General features: G+C 67.5%; 19 protein-coding genes. 6 read left to right on the forward strand and 13 right to left on the reverse strand.

What is annotated here, in order from left to right; all coding sequences use genetic code 11:
• Positions 1 to 229 precede the first annotated feature (229 nt).
• Positions 230 to 931 carry a helix-turn-helix domain-containing protein gene (locus BSG17_RS09345; RefSeq protein WP_089823334.1) on the reverse strand — a complete coding sequence of 234 codons (702 nt, stop codon included), beginning with the start codon at positions 929 to 931 and terminating at the stop codon, positions 230 to 232.
• Between the two features lie 218 nt (positions 932 to 1,149).
• On the opposite strand from BSG17_RS09345, the gene BSG17_RS09350 reads away from it, so the two are divergent.
• Together BSG17_RS09350 and BSG17_RS09355 are read left to right on the forward strand one after the other, a co-directional pair.
• Positions 1,150 to 2,112 (forward strand): quinone oxidoreductase family protein, encoded by a 963-nt coding sequence (locus BSG17_RS09350; protein ID WP_089823336.1) that lies wholly within the window; start codon positions 1,150 to 1,152, stop codon positions 2,110 to 2,112.
• Between the two features lie 126 nt (positions 2,113 to 2,238).
• Positions 2,239 to 3,195, forward strand: coding sequence for a zinc-dependent metalloprotease (locus BSG17_RS09355; protein ID WP_089823338.1), 957 nt, complete (start codon positions 2,239 to 2,241; stop codon positions 3,193 to 3,195).
• Positions 3,196 to 3,233: 38 nt separating this feature from the next.
• Here BSG17_RS09355 and BSG17_RS09360 read toward each other — a convergent pair whose 3' ends face one another.
• The 4 genes from BSG17_RS09360 to BSG17_RS09375 all read right to left on the reverse strand — a co-directional run bounded on the left by BSG17_RS09360 (position 3,234) and on the right by BSG17_RS09375 (position 4,928).
• Positions 3,234 to 3,455: a hypothetical protein gene (locus BSG17_RS09360; protein WP_089823340.1), complete on the reverse strand. Its 222-nt coding sequence runs from the start codon at positions 3,453 to 3,455 to the stop codon at positions 3,234 to 3,236.
• Positions 3,455 to 3,874, reverse strand: coding sequence for a nuclear transport factor 2 family protein (locus BSG17_RS09365; protein ID WP_089823342.1), 420 nt, complete (start codon positions 3,872 to 3,874; stop codon positions 3,455 to 3,457). Before BSG17_RS09365 ends, BSG17_RS09360 begins: the two co-directional genes overlap by 1 nt.
• 67 nt (positions 3,875 to 3,941) lie before the next feature.
• On the reverse strand, positions 3,942 to 4,496 hold the full coding sequence (locus BSG17_RS09370) for a hypothetical protein (RefSeq protein WP_089823344.1): 555 nt from the start codon (positions 4,494 to 4,496) through the stop codon (positions 3,942 to 3,944).
• A gap of 90 nt (positions 4,497 to 4,586) precedes the next feature.
• Positions 4,587 to 4,928 carry a hypothetical protein gene (locus BSG17_RS09375; RefSeq protein WP_089823346.1) on the reverse strand — a complete coding sequence of 114 codons (342 nt, stop codon included), beginning with the start codon at positions 4,926 to 4,928 and terminating at the stop codon, positions 4,587 to 4,589.
• A 122-nt stretch (positions 4,929 to 5,050) separates the two neighbouring features.
• On the opposite strand from BSG17_RS09375, the gene BSG17_RS09380 reads away from it, so the two are divergent.
• Positions 5,051 to 7,711: an AAA domain-containing protein gene (locus BSG17_RS09380; RefSeq protein WP_089823348.1), complete on the forward strand. Its 2,661-nt coding sequence runs from the start codon at positions 5,051 to 5,053 to the stop codon at positions 7,709 to 7,711.
• Between the two features lie 43 nt (positions 7,712 to 7,754).
• Here the strand turns inward: BSG17_RS09380 and BSG17_RS09385 are convergent, their stop codons facing one another.
• A complete protein-coding gene (locus BSG17_RS09385) occupies positions 7,755 to 8,459 on the reverse strand; it encodes a ribonuclease H-like domain-containing protein (RefSeq protein ID WP_089823350.1) in 705 nt (234 codons plus the stop codon).
• Positions 8,460 to 8,544: 85 nt separating this feature from the next.
• Between BSG17_RS09385 and BSG17_RS09390 the strand changes: the two genes are divergently transcribed.
• Entirely contained in the window at positions 8,545 to 8,919 is a 375-nt protein-coding gene (locus BSG17_RS09390) for a tautomerase (protein WP_089823900.1), read from the forward strand.
• A 159-nt stretch (positions 8,920 to 9,078) separates the two neighbouring features.
• Here BSG17_RS09390 and BSG17_RS09395 read toward each other — a convergent pair whose 3' ends face one another.
• Positions 9,079 to 9,438: an amphi-Trp domain-containing protein gene (locus tag BSG17_RS09395; RefSeq protein ID WP_211609096.1), complete on the reverse strand. Its 360-nt coding sequence runs from the start codon at positions 9,436 to 9,438 to the stop codon at positions 9,079 to 9,081.
• A gap of 248 nt (positions 9,439 to 9,686) precedes the next feature.
• The gene (locus BSG17_RS09400) at positions 9,687 to 12,458 is read right to left on the reverse strand and encodes an ATP-dependent helicase (protein ID WP_089823352.1); all 2,772 of its coding nucleotides are present in this window, start codon (positions 12,456 to 12,458) and stop codon (positions 9,687 to 9,689) included.
• A gap of 114 nt (positions 12,459 to 12,572) precedes the next feature.
• Between BSG17_RS09400 and BSG17_RS09405 the strand changes: the two genes are divergently transcribed.
• Complete coding sequence (locus BSG17_RS09405) at positions 12,573 to 13,304, forward strand: MBL fold metallo-hydrolase (protein WP_089823354.1); 732 nt, start codon at positions 12,573 to 12,575, stop codon at positions 13,302 to 13,304.
• 171 nt (positions 13,305 to 13,475) lie between these two features.
• Here the strand turns inward: BSG17_RS09405 and BSG17_RS09410 are convergent, their stop codons facing one another.
• From BSG17_RS09410 to BSG17_RS09420, 3 genes are all read right to left on the reverse strand, one after another.
• A complete protein-coding gene (locus tag BSG17_RS09410; protein ID WP_089823356.1) occupies positions 13,476 to 14,228 on the reverse strand; it encodes an isopentenyl phosphate kinase in 753 nt (250 codons plus the stop codon).
• Positions 14,225 to 15,277 (reverse strand): mevalonate kinase, encoded by a 1,053-nt coding sequence (mvk, locus tag BSG17_RS09415; RefSeq protein WP_089823359.1) that lies wholly within the window; start codon positions 15,275 to 15,277, stop codon positions 14,225 to 14,227. Before mvk ends, BSG17_RS09410 begins: the two co-directional genes overlap by 4 nt.
• Positions 15,278 to 15,345: 68 nt before the next feature.
• Complete coding sequence (locus tag BSG17_RS09420; RefSeq protein WP_089823361.1) at positions 15,346 to 16,107, reverse strand: acetoacetate decarboxylase family protein; 762 nt, start codon at positions 16,105 to 16,107, stop codon at positions 15,346 to 15,348.
• A gap of 113 nt (positions 16,108 to 16,220) precedes the next feature.
• Here BSG17_RS09420 and BSG17_RS09425 point away from each other — a divergent pair, with 113 nt between their 5' ends.
• Positions 16,221 to 17,168: a biotin--[acetyl-CoA-carboxylase] ligase gene (locus BSG17_RS09425; protein WP_089823363.1), complete on the forward strand. Its 948-nt coding sequence runs from the start codon at positions 16,221 to 16,223 to the stop codon at positions 17,166 to 17,168.
• A 6-nt stretch (positions 17,169 to 17,174) separates the two neighbouring features.
• Here the strand turns inward: BSG17_RS09425 and BSG17_RS09430 are convergent, their stop codons facing one another.
• Positions 17,175 to 17,636, reverse strand: a complete 462-nt coding sequence (locus BSG17_RS09430; protein ID WP_089823364.1) for a universal stress protein — start codon at positions 17,634 to 17,636, stop codon at positions 17,175 to 17,177.
• Positions 17,637 to 17,730: 94 nt separating this feature from the next.
• Positions 17,731 to 18,744 carry an amidohydrolase family protein gene (locus tag BSG17_RS09435; protein WP_089823367.1) on the reverse strand — a complete coding sequence of 338 codons (1,014 nt, stop codon included), beginning with the start codon at positions 18,742 to 18,744 and terminating at the stop codon, positions 17,731 to 17,733.
• Between the last annotated feature and the right edge of the window lie 8 nt (positions 18,745 to 18,752).

Consider the following 18,752-nt stretch of genomic DNA (forward strand, 5'->3'; position numbering starts at 1 on the left):
CTGCCATGGCGTCGCCGTCCCCCCCATCGGTCGCGACGAGCCTCTCAGCCACTGTCTCGACGGCCAGCGCGTTCCCCCCACGAAGCGTCTGTAGCACCCCGTGACGCTGCGGATGCGTCAAGACGGCACAGAGCCGCTTCCGCATATTGCCGTCTCTGTTGATTACGCTCATCGCAACCAGACACACAACCCCTCCCCGAATGTTCTCGTCGGTGGTTATGACAACCGTTTATTTATCTCCGGCTGTGTCCGTATTCTCCTCCTCCGGTCGCCCCGTGGTCCCAACGTGTTCGAGCATGCACGCTCGCAACACCTTCTCTGCGCCCCGACGCACGTTCTTCGAGGCCGCCTGCTGAGAGATACCGAGGTCCGCGGCGATCTCCGAGAGGTTCGTTTTCCGGGGTACCGAAAAGTATCCCTTCTCGATAGCGAGTACCAGCGCCTCGCGCTGGGGTTGGCTGAGCTCGAACTTGCGGCCCGCCCGCGAGGCCTCCTGGAGCGTGTAGACGCTCTCGACGTGCAGTTTGATGGACTGCTCGGAACAGTAGTTGTAGAAGTCCGCCACCTGGTCGTGAGAGGGAAACCGCACCCGGAAGAACCAGGTGCGGTCGCTGCTCGTCCCCTCGAGGATCACGGCGTTGGTTTCGGCGAGCAGGTGGATGACGCCATCGAGGTCCGACGCCCACTCCACGCGGTAGAGGGCGGTATCGTCCACGCGGTCCAGTTGGGTGATACCCCCGACGTCGGGGTCGTCGAGGACGTGTCGTTCGAACGCCTCGAAGTCCTTGCCGGTCGCCCAGAAGTACGGCAGGATTAGATTGCCAGTGGGCACGATGGCCTCGAGGTCGATGCTCATCTCCTCGACGGGTGCCAAAACAGACCCGAAGAGGAAGTCCGTGGTGTCGAGAGAGAATTCGACGATAATACTCATGAAGAAGAGTACGACTCGTCTCCAAATAGCCGTATTCCCGGTTCTCAGAGAAGAAGAACAGCCCAGCGTCGAGTCATCCGTGCCGGCTATGCGCTCTCTATACAGCCGGGCCACAGCGGTCCAGCCTCGATCAGTTCGTCAGGTCCGTCCCGTATCCCCTCTCGACGTCTCCTTCCGCTTCTATCGGTTTTATTCCCTCTGACGTGTCACTCTCCACCATGCGCGCAGTCCGCTTCCACGAACACGGAGACACCGACGTACTGCAGGTAGACGAGGTCGACCGACCGGACCCGGCGCCCGGCCAGGTACTCGTACAGGTCCACGGCGCGGGCGTCAACCCCGTCGACACCTACTTCCGCGAGGGGTCGTACCAGCCGTTTACGATGCCGATGATCCCCGGCGTCGACGTCGCGGGCGAGGTCGTCGCCGTCGGCGAGGGCGTCGATGGCTTCGCCGAGGGCGACAGCGTCGTCGGCACGGGAATCGGCAAGGACCACTACGGCGGGTACGCCGAGTACGCCTGCGTTCCGACCGACCGCCTCGCCGTCGTCGACGACGACGTCGACCTCGCGGCTGCCGGTGGACTCGGCGTCGCGGGCGTCACAGCGTGGCGGGCGCTCGTCGATCACGCGAACCTCAAGCCCGCCGACGTGGCGCTGATCCACGGCGGGAGCGGCGGCGTCGGCCACGCGGCGGTCCAGATCGCCGCCGCGACGGGCGCACACGTCGTCACGACCGCGGCACCGGAGTACCACGAACAGGTCGTCGACCTCGGGGCCGACGTCGTGCTCGACTACGACCGCGACGACTTGGCGGACGCGGTGGTCGAAGCGGGCGACGGCGGCGTCGACGTAATTCTCGACCACCGCCTCGATGACTATCTCCAGTTCGACGCCGACGTGGCGAATCTCGGGTGCAGGGTCGTCGGCATCGGCGAGAACGACCCGCAGATCGGCCTCTCGCAGTCGTCGGCCGCGAGAGGGAAAGATCTGCAGGTGACGCTGATGAGCATGTTCAACACGCCCGATCTGTCGGCCACGCTGGAGAAAGTCGGCTATCTGGTCGACCAGGGCGACCTGGAGATCTCGGTCGCCCGAACGTACGACCTCGACGAGGCCGCGGAAGCCCAGCGCGCCGTGCTTGAGGACAGTTTCCTCGGGAAGCTGGTGATCGCACCGTAACGTGGTCACGCAGAGACGACCCGTGTCGGTGAGCGACGGACGAGAGCGCCGGCGAACCGAGCGACCATCACGCCCGACGTCACGGCTTCGCACAAGGGTTTTGTCTCGCCGTCTCGCAGTAGAGGTATGAACATCTACCGCAGCGTCCGTGCGGTCACCGGTGCCTCCGGAACGGGCATCGTCGACTGGGACGCCGTCGCCGAGGCCGCGAAAGCCTCCACCCCGCCCGGCGAGCTCTCTCTCTCGGCCGACGAACAGATGGGGTACAAGACCGACGTACAGGACGCCCGGACGCGTCTCCAGACCGTCGGCGAGGTCGAGTTCGACCTCCCGAACGCCATCGAGATACAGAACCGCCACCACTGGATCGACGCCAACGTCGAGACGTTCGAGCGCGTGATGCGCCCCATCGAGGAGAAAGGACAGGGCGTCTTCCCCGGCGTCGCCCGCGTCGCCAACACCGGCACGATGGCGTTCATGCTCTCGTTTCTCGGCAAGAACGTCCTCGGCCAGTACGACCCGCTGCTGCTCGCGGAGGCCGACGACACCGACCACGGCCTCTACTTCGTCCACCCGAACATCAGACGTGTCGCCGACTCGCTGGACGTCGACTACCCACGGTTCCGTCGCTGGATCGCCTTCCACGAGGTCTCCCACGCCGCCGAGTTCGGCTCCGCCCCGTGGCTCTCGGGCTACCTCGAAGAGCGGATGGAGGAGGGGGTCGACGCGCTCTCGGAGGGGAGTCTCGACCGACAGGCGTTCCGCGAACTCGACACGGCGATGACGGCCGTCGAGGGGTACGCCGAACTGCTGATGGACCGCGCGTTCGACGACGACTACGCCGACCTCCGGCAGAAACTCGACGCTCGTCGGCGCGGCGGCGGCCCGGTCGCAATGCTCGTCCGTCGCCTGCTCGGTCTCGGCTTGAAACGCCGGCAGTACGAACGCGGTGCGGCGTTCTTCGAGGCCGTCGCCGACGCCCGCGGCGTCGCCACGGCGAGCAAGGTGTGGGACCACCCCGACAACCTCCCGACCGACGACGAACTCGACCACCCCGAGCGGTGGGTGCGACGGGTCGCCTGAGGTCTCTCCGTTCCGACGCTCGACTGCGACTTCCGCCGTCAGTCGTACCGCCCGTTCGACGGGACGATGTGCGACAGGTAGGCGATGAGAATCCACCCGACGAGGAGGCCACCGACGCCCGTTGCGGCGACCTGCACCAACGACCCCTGCACCTGCAGGGCGAGCACGGCCGCGGAGACGCCGACGACGAGCACGAACACGAGTTTGAACTGCAACGAGGCGCTACGTTTCTCTTCGTCCGTGAGACTCGGCCCCACCATCAGTCGTCGACGGGGTGGGCCGTGCTCACGTGCATCCCGACGAACAGCCACTCGTCGTCGGCGTCGTTCGCCGCGTCGTCTCCGTCGACCCCGGTGGACCGCACCGCCAGCGTGCCGCTCCACCGCGTGTCGAACGCGCGGTCGACTCCCTTCTCGGTGTCGCGCCACTCCATCCGGACGTCGTCGCTGAACGCCGCGTGGCCGTCGCGCTCGACGACGCGGAGGTTCCGACTCTCGACGTGCCAGTCGTCGGTCGTCCGCGTCTGCTCGCGGAGTCCCTCGGCGACGGCGTCGTAGCCGGTCAGTCGCTCGCCGATACCGAACTTCACCACGTCCTCGCCCTCGGTGAAGTAGGGGTACAGCGGTTCGCCGCGGCGGAGTGCCTCGTAGTAGTCGAGGACCGTCTCTTCGGCGCTCATAGGAGAGTGGACGGGCGCGGGGCATTTGAACGCTCTGCGAGCGCTGCGGGCGCGGGCGGCGAGAAGTTCACTGGAAGCCGCGGCTGATCTCGTCGCGCTCGACGAGGTCGTCGAGTTCGGCCTCCAGCACCTCCTCGGCGTCTTCGAACGTCGTCGACAGCTCTTGCAGTCGCTCCGGTCGCTCGGAGAGCTCGAACTCCATCGGCCCGAACGCCGGGCTGTCGACGGCGTCCATCACGTCGCTGAAGAGGTCCTCGCCCGTCGTCGGCGCGTCGGCGTGGACCTTCAGCGTCTCCGCCAGCCGCTTCGCCATCGACTTCGCGTGGTCTTCGTCCTCCGGCGCGCCACGGACGGCGAACCGACCCGTCGAGTCGTCGCGGCGGGGCAGAAGCGAGTCGACGTCGCCGTCGACCTTGCGGGCGACCTGCGTGCCGACGCCCTTCAGCTCGTAGGGGTTCTTCGCGTACGTCTTGAGGTGGAACACACCCACGGTCGGGTGGCCGAGATAGAGGTCCTCGCCGACGCCCGTGCGGCGCTGTCCGGCCACCGCTCGCCACTCGTCGGGGTCGTCGCCGCTCTCGGTGACGCCGCGGAGGATGTCCGACCAGTCTCTGACGCGCATGGCGTGTCTTGGAGGGTGCAGAGAAAGAGCGTGTCGGTCTCTCTCACACCGGGGGCGAGACCACGGACGGCGGCGACGTGTCGGCCGCCGTCAGTCGCTCCCGAACGTGAGTTCCCGGGTCAACAGGAGCGATCCGAGGACGAGCAGCAGAATCGTGACGACGGTCTGGGTCCCGCCGACGAAGTTCACGAGCGCCCACGCGACGACGCCGGCGTAGAGCGCGATGCGGAACCGGCGCGTGTCGAACCCGCCGCGGAAGACCGCGAGCGCGACGAGCGAGACGACGTAGAGGCTGACGGCGACTTCGAGCAACTCGAAGAGGCCGCCGGTCTGCAGTTGGAAGTACGCGCTGACGAGGACGACGAGGAAGAGCAGGGCGACGAACGCCCGCGTGACGACGGTTATCTGTCTGTCCGAGAGTCGGGGTGCCATACCCGCTCTGGGTGGTGACTCTACTTCGGTGCTGTGGTCGCGGGGCAGTCACGGCGTGCGTTCTCGGAACGCCGACTCTGCCGACCGACAGCGTTTTTCGACCCCGACGACACACACGGATAGTGAACGTTCGGGGTCCCATCGTCGCAGTCGGAGAGCCGCGCAGCGTCAACACGAAGTACGGCGAGCGCGACCTCGTCGAGGTCACAGTTCGGCCCGACGAGGCACCCGCAGACAGGTCGGAGCCGGTCGACGTGACGCTCTGGGGGAAGTGGACCCACACCGCGGAGCACGCCGAAGAGGGGATGGAGCTGCTCGTCACCGAAGCGGAAGAAAACGAGTTCGGTGGCGAGGTGGGCTACACGACCTCCAAAGAGTCCTACGTCGTCCTCGAACCGGGGTTCCTCGTCAACGTGACCGCCATCCGCTCGTGGGTGCAGTGTCCCCGGATGTACTATCTGAACAAGCTGTCGGGGATTCCGCTGAACTACCCCGTCGTCAAGGGGACTATCGTCCACGAGGTGTTCGGCGACCTGCTGCGCGGACAGGATCTCGAACCCGCCATCGAGGATCGTGTCGAAGAAGCCGGCCTCGAACTCGGCCTGCTCGGGCGCGAGCGCGAGGAGGTCGCAGACGAGGTGCGGCAGAACGCCGCCGCCATCGAGGGGTGGTTGGCGCAGGGGACGCTGACCGAGGAGGACGCCTGGCGCTCGGAGTACACGCTCATCTCGCCGACGTTCGGCCTCAAGGGTCGCGCGGACGCGCTCCGCCGCGGGATGCCGGTCGAGCTGAAGACGGGGAAGAACACCAAGCGCGACCCCAGATTTCAGGACAAGGTGCAGGCGGCCTGCTACGCGCTGATGCTCGCCGAGCGCGGCGTCCCCACCGACACCGGAACCCTGCTCTACACCAAGAACACCGCTCTCGACCGTACCGAGGAGTCCGGTGACCTCTCGCCCGCAAAGGAGTTCTCCATCGGCAAGGGCTTCCTCGACTTCGTCGTCCGCACGCGCAACGAACTCGCCGCGATGGAGTTCGACGTCTCCGTCCCGACCGGGTTCGAGGCGGACGCCAAGTGCGAGTACTGCTTCGAGAAGGATACCTGCATGGTCGTCTCGGGACGACTCGATCAGGAGTCGAAAGCGGGGAAGATCGGGACGCCGCTCCCCGAGGACGAACGCGACTACTTCGACCGACTGTACCGGGCGCTGGAGGAGGAACGTCGCGAGGTCCACCGCGAGTACCGCAAACTCTGGGAGCAGTCGGCCGAGGAGCGGGCGGCAGACGACCGGGCTATCATCGATCTCGACCCGCAGAGCCAGACAGAGATCGACGGTGGCCGCTGGGAGTTGCGGGCACGGAAGACCGACGACGCCGTCTCCAAACTCCGCGAGGGTGACATCGCCCTCGCCAGCGACGGCGACCCCGTCTCCGGCCACGCCGAGTTGGGGCGGATCGAACGACTCGACGACGAGGTCGTCGTCACGACCGACGAACCGGTCGAACTCCGCCGACTCGACGTCTACCCCTCGGAGATCTCTGTCGACCGGATGCTCACCGCGCTCCACGACGCGCTCCTGAAGGGCGACCCCGACCGGAAAGACGTGCTGTTCGGGCGACGCGAACCCGAGTTCGAGGAGAACGAGGAGATCTACATCGACAACAACGAGTCGCAGAACGCCGCGGTCAACCTCGCGGTGAACGCCGAGGACTGTGCGCTCGTCCACGGCCCGCCGGGGACGGGAAAGACGTACACCATCGCCCGGACGATCCGCGCGCTCGTCGACGACGGTAATCGGGTGCTGCTCTCGGCGTTCACGAACCGCGCCGTCGACAACGCGCTGGAGGCACTGCGCGACCAGGGATGCGAAGACATCGTGAGAGTTGGCACAGAGACCGGCGTCCGCGAGGACATGCAGGACCTCCGTCTGGAGCAGCGCGGCGAACCGAACGACCGCGTCGCCGAGTTGGCCCACGCGCAGGTCGTCGCCGCCACCACCTCCACCTGTGGGTCGCGCGTGATGCGCGAACAGGAGTTCGACGTCGCGCTCGTCGACGAGGCCTCCCAACTCACCGAACCCGGCACGCTCGCGGCGACCAACCTCGCCGACCGGTTCGTGCTCGTCGGCGACCACCAGCAGTTGCCCCCCGTCGTCCGCGCGGAGAACGACCTCACGAAATCGCTCTTTCAGCGACTCATCGAACGCTACCCCGACGCGTCGGTGATGCTGGACCGCCAGTACCGGATGGCCCAGCGCATCCAGGCGTTCTCCTCAGTCGAGTTCTACGACGGCCAACTCCGGCCCGCCACGGGCGAGGTAGCCGCCCAGCGACTGTCGCATCTCCCGGGCGTCGACCCCAGCGCGCTCCCCGCGGAGCTACAGGACGCGGTGAGTTTCGTCGACCCCGAGGGGGAGCGCGTCGGCAACACCAACCCCGTCGAGGCCGACCGCGTCGCCGACGTCGTCCGGGCGTTCCGCGAGGCCGGCGTCGCTGCCGACGACGTCGGCGTCATCGCGCCGTTCCGGGCGCAGGTCGCCGAGATCGCCCGTCGCGTCGACGTCACCGTCGACACCGTCGACCGGTTCCAAGGCTCCTCGAAGGAGGTGATCGTCGTCTCGTTCGTCGCCACCGGAAACCTGGAAGAACCGATCTTCGAGGACCACCGTCGGCTGAACGTCGCGCTCACGCGGGCGAAGAAGGGGCTCGTCCTCGTCGGCAACCCGACGGCGCTGGCGTCCGACCCGTTCTACGAGCGGATGCTGAACTGGGCGCGGCGCTGAGGCAACGGCGCGGCACGTTGACCTGTCTCCGGATCGCGATCGGTCATCGGGGGTCGAGCGGTCGCAGATCCGCGATCTCGAACAGCGGTCGGATGTCACAGACGGTGTAGTCGTACAGCAGTCTCTCCAGTTCGCGGAACGTGAGCGTGTCACGGGCGTCGACGCTGGCGAGTGCGAGATAGCGCTCGCCGAACCGCGGGACGTCCGCGCTCAACACCTCGGCAGAGCCGCGGTCGCTGTACGATCGCCAGTCGTCGGGGTAGAGACTGTGCCGGTAGTCGGCCCAGGCGGTCTTCTCGACCTCGACGCCGAGTTCGTCGCACACCCACTCGAGGCTCCGGCGACTGCCCCACGTCGCCTGCACGTCGTCCATCAGGTCGACGTGGTCCAGCGCGAGCAGGTCGTCGACTCGCCGGCGGGGGCCGTCGTCGCCGACGGCGTCGCCGGCGCGGTCGGCCCGTCCCGGCAGGTGGATGAGGTCGAACCCGTCGCCGTTGTAGGTGACGAGCGTGTCGGCCGGTCGGTCGGCACACCACTCGCAGACGGCGTCGACGAGCGCGAGTTCCGACTCGGGGGAGTCGTCGTCACGGAAGAGCACCGTTGTCTCGACCGGTTCGCCGGGCGCCGACCGGTAGCCGAGACCGACCGCGAGCAGTTCGAAGTACGAGGAGTCCCGGAACTGGGCCTGCTCCGTCGGTTCGCGGTCGGGGCTCACCGTCTCGATGTCGAGCGCCAGCGTACCGGCCATAGAGGGTGGAACTAGAGTCGGCTACTTGAAGTTGTCTCACCGGGAGAGCGACGGGTTCAGGTCCGTCGGCCCCGTGGCGACGACCGTGCCACAGCTCCAGTTCGACACGACCCTCGATCTGACCGCCGACGAGAAGCGAACGCTCACCGCGGCGGTGACGGACCTGTACGCCGAAGAGATGGCGACGACGACGGGTCACGTCGCCGTCGTCGTCCGCGAGCACTCGTCGGAGAACCTCTCGCTCGGCCGCGCCGTCGACGGTCCGCTCTGCTTCCTGAACGCCGACGTCCGCGAGGGACGGTCGTTCGAGCGCAAGCGGTCGTTCGCGCTGGCGACGATGACCGTCCTCCGGGAGCGGTTCGACGTGCCGCGAGAGAACCTGAAGGTCGTCTTCTCGGAGCACGCGGGCGAGGAGATGATGGGCGTCGACCGCGTCGGCGGCGACTGGTCCGAAGAGTGATGCGTCGTCGAGGTGGCGTCGGCAGTTAGACGGGGTATCGGAAGTCTTCGTCCTCTTCGTCGTGACAGAGTCGCGACCTGCTGAACGCTGCGTGCTGAATAGAGAGGCTGTATCCATCACAGTGGTACAAAAAACGGGCACTCTGCCCACGGATTTGTCCTACTCTTCGTCGTCTGCTCTTCCCTTATCTTCCTCCGTCTCGTCGCCTTCGTCCTCGTCGGGCTCCTCGGCCGGGGCCGCATCGCCGTCGGCCGTCGGCCACTCCAGTTCGACTTCCAGTTCGGTCTCGTCGTCTTCTTCCTCGTACTCAAATTCCATCTCGAACCGTTCGGGGACAGTTACTGACCCTTCGTCCCCGCCGAGTTCTACCGATCCGTTCTCGACGCCGTCGGCGACTCGCCGGAGGATGGCCGCCCCCTCCTCGCGAGTCATCTGGCCTTCCAACTCGAACTCTTCTTGTTCGCTCTCGGTGTTCTCGGACTCCTCCACGTCGTCCGCGTCCTGATGCTGGTCTGTCACGCATCACCGTACGCCCCCGGTACTCAAAACTCCACTCGCCACACATCGTTCTTCACCACTTAGGCAGTGGTCTCACCAAAGCCTCGAAATCGATTGTGATTAGCTCACGACCAAGCGTGTCGCAGTTACTCTCGATAACGGTTGCCCGACCTCTCACTAGACGGTCGGTGACCGACTGACGCCCTCTCTTCAACACGAACAAGCTGTCGGTCACAGCAGAGTACGTCGGTCGACTCTGGGAACTTTTGTTAGTCTCTGTAGCCGGCTCCGGCGGCCGCCTCGTCGGGCTCCTCGTCGTCGCCGTCGCCGATCTCGGCCAGCACGCGCTCGTGGAACTCTCTGAGCACGGCCGACTCGTCCTCGGCGAGGACGACGTCCGACGCCATCAGCGTCGCGAGGCCGAACGCTCGCGGCGACGGCGAGGACTGTTCGAGGCGAGTCACCGCGACGTCGCCCGCCTGCACCGAAGCGACGAACTCGCGGAGCGCCTGGTGGTTCAGTTTGTCCTCCAGGATCTCGCGGTACGTCTCCTCCATCACGGCGAAGGCGTCGAGCCCCTGTGCGAACGACAGCAGCATCTCGCTGGACACCTGCTGTTCGGCGGCGGACTTCTCGTACCCCTTGTACCGCTTCAGGATCATCAGCGAGCGCGTCGCGTTGATGCGGAAGTAGCGCTTCAAGAGGTCGGTCCCCTCCAACGCCGCCCGGAGGTCGCTGCCGACGGCCTCGGGGTCCAGCGAACGGAGCACGCCTGCGACGTCGACCTTCCGGTTCAGCGGCATCGACAGCGAGAACCCGTTGTCGGCGACGGCGACCTGGACGTTCGTGTTCGCCTCCTGGGCGCAGTGGTAGGCGACGAGTCGCGAGAGACCGTCGTTGAACTTCCGGCCGTAGTTCGAGTGGACGTGGTAGTGCCGGCGGTACTCCTCTCTGTCCTTCACCTCCTCGACGACGAGGCGGTCGTCGGTGCTGACGCTGTCGGGTCCGGCGTACCGACGCTGTTCGTCGTACATCCGGGCGATTGCGCGGACGCTGTTCTCGTCCAGCGGGAACCCGCGAAGCCAGTCGCGGGCAGCAGGTTGACCGCCGCGTTCGAGTCGGTCGACCAGATCACCCTGAAAGGAGAGAATCTCGCGGCCGAGATCGTACGAGAGCGGTAGCCGCTCGGAGAACCACGAGGGGACCGTCGGACGAGCGTTCGTCGGATCGACGTACACCTTCGACCCTCGTCGATACCTGAACTCGAACTGTGACCCCCCGAGGACGAACACGTCGCCCTTCTCCAGCGTGTCGAGGTAGTTCTCGTCGAGGTTGCCGACCCACTCGCTGGACGAGCGAGTGTAGACGTCGCAGGTGAAGGAGTCGGGGATGGTGCCGACGTTGGTCATGTAGATGACGCGGGCCATCCGTCCCCGCTTGCCGACGAGCGGTTGGCCGACGTCGTACTCCTCGTAGTGGTGTTCGCCGTCCGGCGCATCGTTGGTGTCGCGCCAGATCTTCGCGTAGACGTTCTTCTCCTCCAACCCCTCGTAGTCGGCAGTCAGATACCGAAAGAGGCGCTCGAAGTCGACGTCGTCGAAGTCGCGGTAGGGGTACGCGCGAGTGAGGACGTCCCGAATCTCCGACTCGGGGCGGATCTCGTTTATCGCCATCCCGTACACCTGCTGGGCGGCCACGTCGTAGGCGTTCTCCGGGACGAACACGCGGTCGACGAACCCCTCCTCGGCCTTCTTGAGCATCACTGCACATTCGACGAGTTCGTCGCGGTCGAGTGCGACGACCCGCCCAGTGACCGTCTGTCCGAGGCGATGCCCCGCACGGCCGACCCGCTGGAGCAGCGAGGCGACCGACTTCGGCGACCCGACCTGGACGACGAGGTCGATGTAGGGCATGTCGATGCCGAGTTCCAGCGACGTCGACGTGGTGACGACGTCGAGGTCGCCCGCCTTCAACTGTGATTCGACGTCCTGTCGACGCTCCTTCGAGAGCGACCCGTGGTGACAGCCCGAGTTCGACTCGTCGTACGTCTCGGAATGGTTCTCGCGGAGGTTGTGCAGGACGCGCTCTGCGCCCGAGCGGGTGTTGGTGAAGACGAGCGTGTTCGTGTGCGACTGGATCAGCTTGTGGAGACGGTCGTAGAACCGCTCGGTGACGACGCTGCGGGGCGTGTCGACGAGGTCGTCGGTCGGACACTCCAGTCCGACGTCGAACTCGCGGACGAACCGCGTGTCGACGATCTCGCAGTTTCGGGGAGCGCCGTCGTCGTCGCGGCCGACGAGGAACTCGGCCATCGTCGTCAGCGGTTCGACCGTCGCCGAACAGCCGATTCTGGTTGGAGAGCCGTCGGCCAGCTCCTCCAGTCGCTCCAGCGACACCGAGAGATGGGTGCCGCGTTTGTTCTCCGCGAGGCTGTGGATCTCGTCGACGACGACGTACTCGACGTTTCGGAGCTTCTCTTTGAACTTCGGCGAGTTGAGCAGGATCGCCAGCGTCTCGGGAGTCGTGTTGAGGATGTGCGGCGTCGTCTCCAGCATCTTCTGACGCTCGCTGGAGGCGGTGTCGCCGTGACGGATGGCGTGGCGGATCTCCACCTGTTCCCCCCGGTCGGCCATCTTCTGGGAGATGCCCTCGAGCGGCACCGTCAGGTTGCGGTGGATGTCGTTTGCGAGCGACTTCAGCGGCGAGACGTAGAGACAGTAGACCGCGTTGTCGAGGCCGTCCGCCGACTCGCGGTCGCGGCGGAACAGTTCGTCGATGATAGCGGTGAAGGAGGCGAGCGTCTTGCCCGACCCTGTGGGCGCACAGACGAGCGCGTTCGTTCCCTCGTGGATGAGCGGGATTGCCTCCCGCTGTGGCGGGGTGAAGAACCCGTCGTTCTCGGGGACGTACGAACCGAACTCGTCGACCCACCACTCTCGGACCGACGGCTCCAGCAGGTCGAGAACGTCCTCGTCCGCGATGTCGACGGTGGTGGCGTCGACGTCGACGTCGGACGCTGTCAGCAACTCCCGGCCTCTCATTACTGTCTTCTTCGACCGGATGGGTAAGTGGGTTGTGTCCGACGGCCGTCGCGTCCGGTGGAAGTCCGGAGAGAAGCCCGAACGGCTTTCGGCCTCCGGAGCGAGCAAACCGGTATGCGCGTCACCTTCCTCGGAACCGGCAGCGCGATGCCGACGGCCGACCGGGTGCAGACCGGCCTGCTCTTGGAGGCCGACGACAACACGCTCCTCGTCGACTGCGGGAGCGGCGTCCTCCATCGACTCAGCCAGACAGACGTCGGCTACGAAGAGATCTCGACGGTTCTCCTCACGCACCACCACCTCGATCACGTCTCGGATCTCCTCCCCCTGCTCAAAGCGCGCTGGCTCGCCGGCGAGGAGCATCTCGAAGTCGTCGGCCCGACCGGGACGAAGGCGCTCGTCGACGACTTACTCGACGTCCACGATTACCTGCAGGGCCGAGTCGACCTCCGAGTGCGCGAGGTGACGGCCGCCTCGTTCGAGGTCGCCGGGTTCGACGTCGAGGGGTACGAGACCCGCCACTCGGTGCCCGGTCTCGCCTACCGCTTCGGCGACGCGTTCACCTTCAGCGGCGACACCGAGGCGTTCGACGGTCTCGCGAACTTCGCCGACGGCTCCCGCGTCCTCGCGCACGACTGCTCCTTTCCCGACGAAGTCGACGTCTCGAACCACCCGACGCCGACCCAACTGGGCGAGGTACTCGCCGGCCGTGACATCGACCGCGTCTACCTGACGCATCTCTACCCCCACACGGAGGGGAAACACCGCGAGATGCTCGACGCGATCGAGGCTCGGTTCGACGGCGACGTCCGCTTTGCTCGCGACGGATTGCAGTTCGAGCTCTGAGCGCGGGTCGCGTCGACATCGACCGGTCGACCGACGACGAGGCGACCTGCGTGTGCTAGCACCACACACTACGTTTCCGGTGAAAACTGCCCGTGTCGGCGCTCGGCTCGCGTCTCCGGTCGGATTCCGACTCGACTCGACTCACGGTCGGCGGTCTGCGCGGCCCAGTTCTCAGCCGTCGATGCACGTCCCGGGGGCGTCGCCCGCGAGGAACGCCTCGAGCTCGTCCGGGCCGAAGATGTGGGCGGGTGCGCCGAGGGCGAGCAGCGCCCGGACCTTCGCGGCCATTCCACCGGTGACGTCCGTCGAGTCGCTCCCGCCGAGCGCGGCGGCGACGTCGCCGAACTCCCGGATCTCGGGGACGACCTCGTCGTTCGTGTCCAGCACGCCCGGCACCGTCGAGCAGAGACCGACGCGGTCGGCGTCGAGTCCCTCCGCGAGGCGGACGACGAGTTCGTCGCCGCTGACGACGGTGACGCCCTCGCCGGCGTGGGCGACCCCGTCGCCGTGGAGCACGGGGACGAACCCTTCGGCGAGCATCGTCCGGACCGAATCCAGCGAGAACGAGAGGTCGCCCTCGGCGTCGCGTGCGCCGACCGAGAGCGGATGGACCGGGAGGGCGGGGACGTCGCGCTGGCCGAAGGCATCGAGGACGTGACCGTTCAGCCGCTTCATCGCGTCGTGGATTGCGAGCGCGGCGCGGGCGTCGTGGGTTCCGTCGGTAGTGCTCACGCCGTGTTCCTCGGCGTGGTAGTGACCGTAGCTCCCGCCGCCGTGGACGACCACGAGGTCGTCGACGGGCGACTCGGTGTCGATGGCGCTGGCGACGGCGGTCGCCGCCGCTTCCAGCGCCGGCACGTCGACCGTCTCGCGGCGGTCCTTGTCGGTGATGACGCTCCCGCCCAGTTTGAGGATCGTCGTCATCGCTCTCGCTCCTCGCGTTCCGCCCCCAGTTCCGCATCGTCTTCCGACTGGACGCCCGTCGTCGCCAGTTCCGCCCGGAAGACGTCCTCACAGCCCGGCGTGTACTGGAGTGCGGTCTCGGTCTCCGGCGTCGGGTCGAGCGCGACGATACAGCCGCCGCCGCCCGCGCCGGTCAGTTTCGCGCCGTAGGCGTCGCCCGAGCGGGCCGCCCAGACGAGGTTGTCCAGCGAGCGCGAGGAGACGCCCAGCGCCTCGAGGAGACCGTGATTGAAATCCATCAGTCCGCCGAGTTCCTCTAGAAGTTCCTCGTCGGGAGTGCCGTCGGGATCGGCCTCGGCGAGGATCGACTCACCCTCGCGGACGACGTCGCCGATGGTCTCGACCGTCTGGGCGGCGAAGTCGTACGTCTCGCGGAGTTCGCGGACGCCGGCGACGAGTTCGCCCGTGTCGCCCGACCCGCCGTCGAAGCCGATGACGAACGGGAGCGCCGGCGCGTCGATGGTGCGACAGTCGTCGCCCTCGACGCGGACCGCCCCGCCCAGCGCCGAGGCGAACGTGTCGGCGCGGGAGGCCTGCCCGTCCTGTACCTCGTGTTCCGCGCGGTAGGCGCGGTCGGCGATCTCCTGCGGCGTGAGTTCGACGCCGAGTTCGCGGGTGGCGGCGTCGATGCCGGCGACGACGACGGCGGCCGACGAGCCGAGTCCCGCGCCGAGCGGGATGTCGCTCTCGACGGTGATGTCGAAGCCGGCGTCGGGTTCGTCGGCGGCGTCACGAGCCTGTTCGACCGCGGCGTCAATGTAGCCCATCGCGGCCTCGACGAGTGACGTCGGCACGTCGACGTCGGGGTGCTCGTCGGTCGACCCGGAGTACTCGACGGCGAACCCGTTGAGACTGAGGTCCTCGGCGACGACGCGGACGTGGTCGTCGTCGCGGCGGTCGACGGAGACGGTCGCCCGGCGCTCGATGGCGCAGGGCACCGCCGGTTCGCCGTAGACGACGGCGTGCTCCCCGAAGAGATACACCTTCCCGGGAGCGCTTGAGACGGTCATACCCGGACGATTGCGGTGGGGGATAACAGAGGTTCCGGATACGGTCCCCGTCGACGTGAGTACCGACCTCACTCGACGGCCGAACCGGCCTGCACGTGTGCGCGAACCCGCCCCGTGAACCGACCGAGCGGTCGACCGACGTCGAGACGACGTACGTCCTCGGCGAGGCGCCCGCGTTCGAGACTCAACGAGACGTTCTTCCCGCCGAGGCCGAGACCGACCGGCCCGAGAACGTCGACGGGCGTCCGCCACAGTCGGTCCTCCTTGACCGTGTAGCTGTCCAGCGTCCCCTCCCGCGTCGGTCGTCGGCCGGTCTCACGAACCGACAGCGAGAGCGCGAGAGTGCCGTCGCCTCCGTCGCATCCGTCGTCGTCACGACCGCCCTCGCGAACGTCGACGTGCCACTCGTCGCCCCCGTCGGCGACGCTCTCCCGTCGGATCTCGACGTCGGCGACGGTCTTCGGGTAGCCCCAGATCTCCCGTCCCATCCGGCGGGACTCCTCGGTCGTCACCGGCAGGGAGACGACGTAGCCGCCGAGACCACCGTCGAGGCGAGGGACGCCGGCGACGGTTCGGCGAGCGACGGGGACGATAACCGCCAGTTCGTCGTACGGGTCGAAGTCGCCGGCCTGCGAGTAGGAGACGCCGACGACGACGACGACGCCCCTCCGTGGACCGACCCGGACCGGCGTCAGCGCCTCGGGGACGGCCCCCCGGAGCGACCGCTGGTCCGCCGAGAACAGCGCGCCGACGACATCCGCCTCACAGCGGAGCGGCAGATCGACGCGGCGGCCCGTCGAGAGCGTCGCAGTGTGGTCGGGGAGTGTCACGCCGGACCCGACGGCCCCGAACGTCTAAACGTTCCGGGCCGTCGCACCGGCGTCGTCGAACGTCGCCGAGCCGAGAGCGGCGGACATTTGACCCCTGCACTCTCAGTTTCGGTATGAACGAGACTCGACGCGCCCTCCTCGACGCACTCGCGGAGGGACCCGTGGGCGGACCGGAACTCGCCGACCGACTCGGCGTCTCGCGGGCGGCCGTCTGGAAGCAGGTCGAGGCGCTCCGAGACGAGGGGTTCGAGGTCGAGAGCACGAACGACGGCTACGTCGTCGCCGACGTCCCCGGCTACGGTGCGGCCAGCATCGAGTTCGGACTCGACGCGCCGTTCTCCGTCGAGTACCACGACAGCGTCGACAGCACGAACCTCCGCGCGCGAGAACTGGCGGCCGAGGGGGCAGACGACGTCGCCGTCGTCGCCGACGAACAGACCGGCGGGCGGGGGCGACTCGAACGGGCGTGGTCGGCCCCGTCCGGTGGCGTGTGGGTCTCCATCCTCGTCAGACCGCAGCGACCTCCGGCGCACGTCCCCGTGTTCACGCTGGCGGCGGCCGTCGCGGTGACTCGCGTCTGCCGGGAGGTCGGCGTCGACGCGAGCATCAAGTGGCCGAACGACGTCCTGGTCGAGACGGGCGAGCGGAGCGAGCGCGGCGGTCTGAAACTCGTCGGTATCCTGACCGAGATGGAGGGCGAGGCCGACCGCGTCTCGTGGCTCGTCGCCGGCATCGGCGTCAACGCCAACGTCGACGCCGCGGAACTTCCGGAGGGGGCGACGAGCCTGCGCGAACAGACGGGCGGCGACGTCGACCGTCGCGTGTTCGTCCAGCGGCTGCTGGAGGAGTTCGACGAGCTACGGGAGAACCCCGACGAGGTGCTGCCGGCGTGGCGCGCACACTCGGCGACGCTCGGGCAGCGCGTCCGCGTCGAGACGTCCGGCGGCGTCGTCGAGGGGACGGCCGTCGACGTAGAGTTTCCGGGTGCGCTCGTCGTCGACACGAGCGAGGGGGACGTGAGGGTTCACGCGGGCGACTGCGAGCATCTGCGGCCGGTGTGAACGCCCTCACGTCGCCTGTCCCGGCTGTTCCGTCCCGACCCGGACGGTCATCACGGGGACGTTCGACGAGCGGACGACCTTCTCGGCGACGCTCCCTAACAGGAGCCGGTCGATGCCGCCGCGACCGTGGGTCCCCATCACGACGAGGTCGCAACCCTCCTCCTCGGCGTACCGGACGATCTCGCGCTGCGGTGGCCCTTCGAGGACGTGCGTCTCGACCGTGACGTCCTGGCGGCCGGCGAGCGTCCGGACGGTCTCCAGTGCGGTCTCGGCGTCCTCCCGGAGCATATTCTCGACGCCTTCCCAGGAGGACTCCATCGGGAGACCGGTGAACCCCGCCGTGTTGACGACGTAGACGGCGTGGATCGTCGCACCGTGAGCCGCCGCGAGGTCGACGGCGTGCGACACTGCCCGTTCGACGCCTTCGGAACCGTCGGTCGGGACGAGAATCCGGTCGTACAGATCCATGTTAGCTCACCACACGCTAGTCTGTCGAACATCTTAGCTCTTCGTGCAGAAAGCGCAAGGGTGCGGCGGTGGACGCCCGAACGATGCGGTCGCCTCAGAGCACGACGCGTTTCACGTCTGCGTGACCCGCCCGGCGGACGACGGCCCGGACGGGGTCGTGGACGCCGGAGAGGTTGTCCGAGTCGCCGTCGAGCACGAGCAGTTTCGCGTCACGGCTGGGCTCGACGAGCCCGCAGTTCAGGTCGGCTATCTCGGCCCCGTTGACCGTCGCCATCCGGAGCACCTCGCGGGCGCTGGCGTCGGTCAGCTTCGTCGCGAACTCCATCTCGCGGAACATCGAGGGGCTGTTGAGCATCACGTTGTCGGTACCGAGCGCGACGGTCGTCCGGTCCAACAGCTCCCGCAGCGGCGGGACACCGACGCCCGTGACGAGGTTCGAGCGCGGGCAGACGACGACGGGGATCTCGCTGTCGGCGACGCGTTCGAGGTGGAGCGGTTCGGGGTGGACCATGTGGACGAGGAAGTCGGGAACGAGGTCCAGCGCCGGGTTGATGTCATCGGGGTCACGCTCGCCGGCGTGGATGCCGAACAGTTTGTTCGCCTCGCGCGTCGCGTTTCGGACGGCGTCGAAGTCGCCGTCGCGCGCGCCGCTGGCACCGAACCCGTCGGCCGCCTCCATCGCCTCCGGAGTCTCGCGGCCGAGGACGACGCCCTCGACGTCGAGGCCGTCGAGCGCCCGTCGGATGGCGTCGACGCCGTCGACGCCGCCCTCGCGGAACTCGACGAACGCCGCCTGTCCGCCCGCCTGCATGTACTGCAGCGAACGGCGCATCGCCGCGATCATCTCCTCGGCGCTGGCCTGTCGGAGCAGTCTGTGTTTCAGCCCGTCCGGCGGCGCGACGAGTTCGTCCAGCGAGAGGCCGGCCCCAGCCTCCTTGGCGATCGAGTCGCCGATGTGCGTGTGGGCGTTGACGAACGCCGGGAGGACGATGTCGGTCGAGTCGACCGTTGCCTCCTCTACGTCCACGACGGTGCCGTCCTCGACGACGACGCGTCCCTCCACCGGTTCGAAGTCGCGGCCTCGAAGCACGGTCCCCTCGAGTATCATCGTCTACA

The sequence above is a fragment of the Halogranum amylolyticum genome (assembly GCF_900110465.1).
Classification (GTDB): Archaea; Halobacteriota; Halobacteria; order Halobacteriales; family Haloferacaceae; genus Halogranum; species Halogranum amylolyticum.

Excerpts from the sequence above, each read along its gene's own strand:
- BSG17_RS09345 (WP_089823334.1), bottom strand. The coding sequence starts at position 931 with ATGAGTATTATCGTCGAATTCTCTCTCGACACCACGGACTTCCTCTTC.
- BSG17_RS09350 (WP_089823336.1), top strand. The coding sequence starts at position 1,150 with ATGCGCGCAGTCCGCTTCCACGAACACGGAGACACCGACGTACTGCAG.
- BSG17_RS09355 (WP_089823338.1), top strand. The coding sequence starts at position 2,239 with ATGAACATCTACCGCAGCGTCCGTGCGGTCACCGGTGCCTCCGGAACG.
- BSG17_RS09360 (WP_089823340.1), bottom strand. The coding sequence starts at position 3,455 with ATGGTGGGGCCGAGTCTCACGGACGAAGAGAAACGTAGCGCCTCGTTG.
- BSG17_RS09365 (WP_089823342.1), bottom strand. The coding sequence starts at position 3,874 with ATGAGCGCCGAAGAGACGGTCCTCGACTACTACGAGGCACTCCGCCGC.
- BSG17_RS09370 (WP_089823344.1), bottom strand. The coding sequence starts at position 4,496 with ATGCGCGTCAGAGACTGGTCGGACATCCTCCGCGGCGTCACCGAGAGC.
- BSG17_RS09375 (WP_089823346.1), bottom strand. The coding sequence starts at position 4,928 with ATGGCACCCCGACTCTCGGACAGACAGATAACCGTCGTCACGCGGGCG.
- BSG17_RS09385 (WP_089823350.1), bottom strand. The coding sequence starts at position 8,459 with ATGGCCGGTACGCTGGCGCTCGACATCGAGACGGTGAGCCCCGACCGC.
- BSG17_RS09400 (WP_089823352.1), bottom strand. The coding sequence starts at position 12,458 with ATGAGAGGCCGGGAGTTGCTGACAGCGTCCGACGTCGACGTCGACGCC.
- BSG17_RS09405 (WP_089823354.1), top strand. The coding sequence starts at position 12,573 with ATGCGCGTCACCTTCCTCGGAACCGGCAGCGCGATGCCGACGGCCGAC.
- BSG17_RS09410 (WP_089823356.1), bottom strand. The coding sequence starts at position 14,228 with ATGACGACGATCCTCAAACTGGGCGGGAGCGTCATCACCGACAAGGAC.
- mvk (WP_089823359.1), bottom strand. The coding sequence starts at position 15,277 with ATGACCGTCTCAAGCGCTCCCGGGAAGGTGTATCTCTTCGGGGAGCAC.
- BSG17_RS09425 (WP_089823363.1), top strand. The coding sequence starts at position 16,221 with ATGAACGAGACTCGACGCGCCCTCCTCGACGCACTCGCGGAGGGACCC.
- BSG17_RS09430 (WP_089823364.1), bottom strand. The coding sequence starts at position 17,636 with ATGGATCTGTACGACCGGATTCTCGTCCCGACCGACGGTTCCGAAGGC.
- BSG17_RS09435 (WP_089823367.1), bottom strand. The coding sequence starts at position 18,744 with ATGATACTCGAGGGGACCGTGCTTCGAGGCCGCGACTTCGAACCGGTG.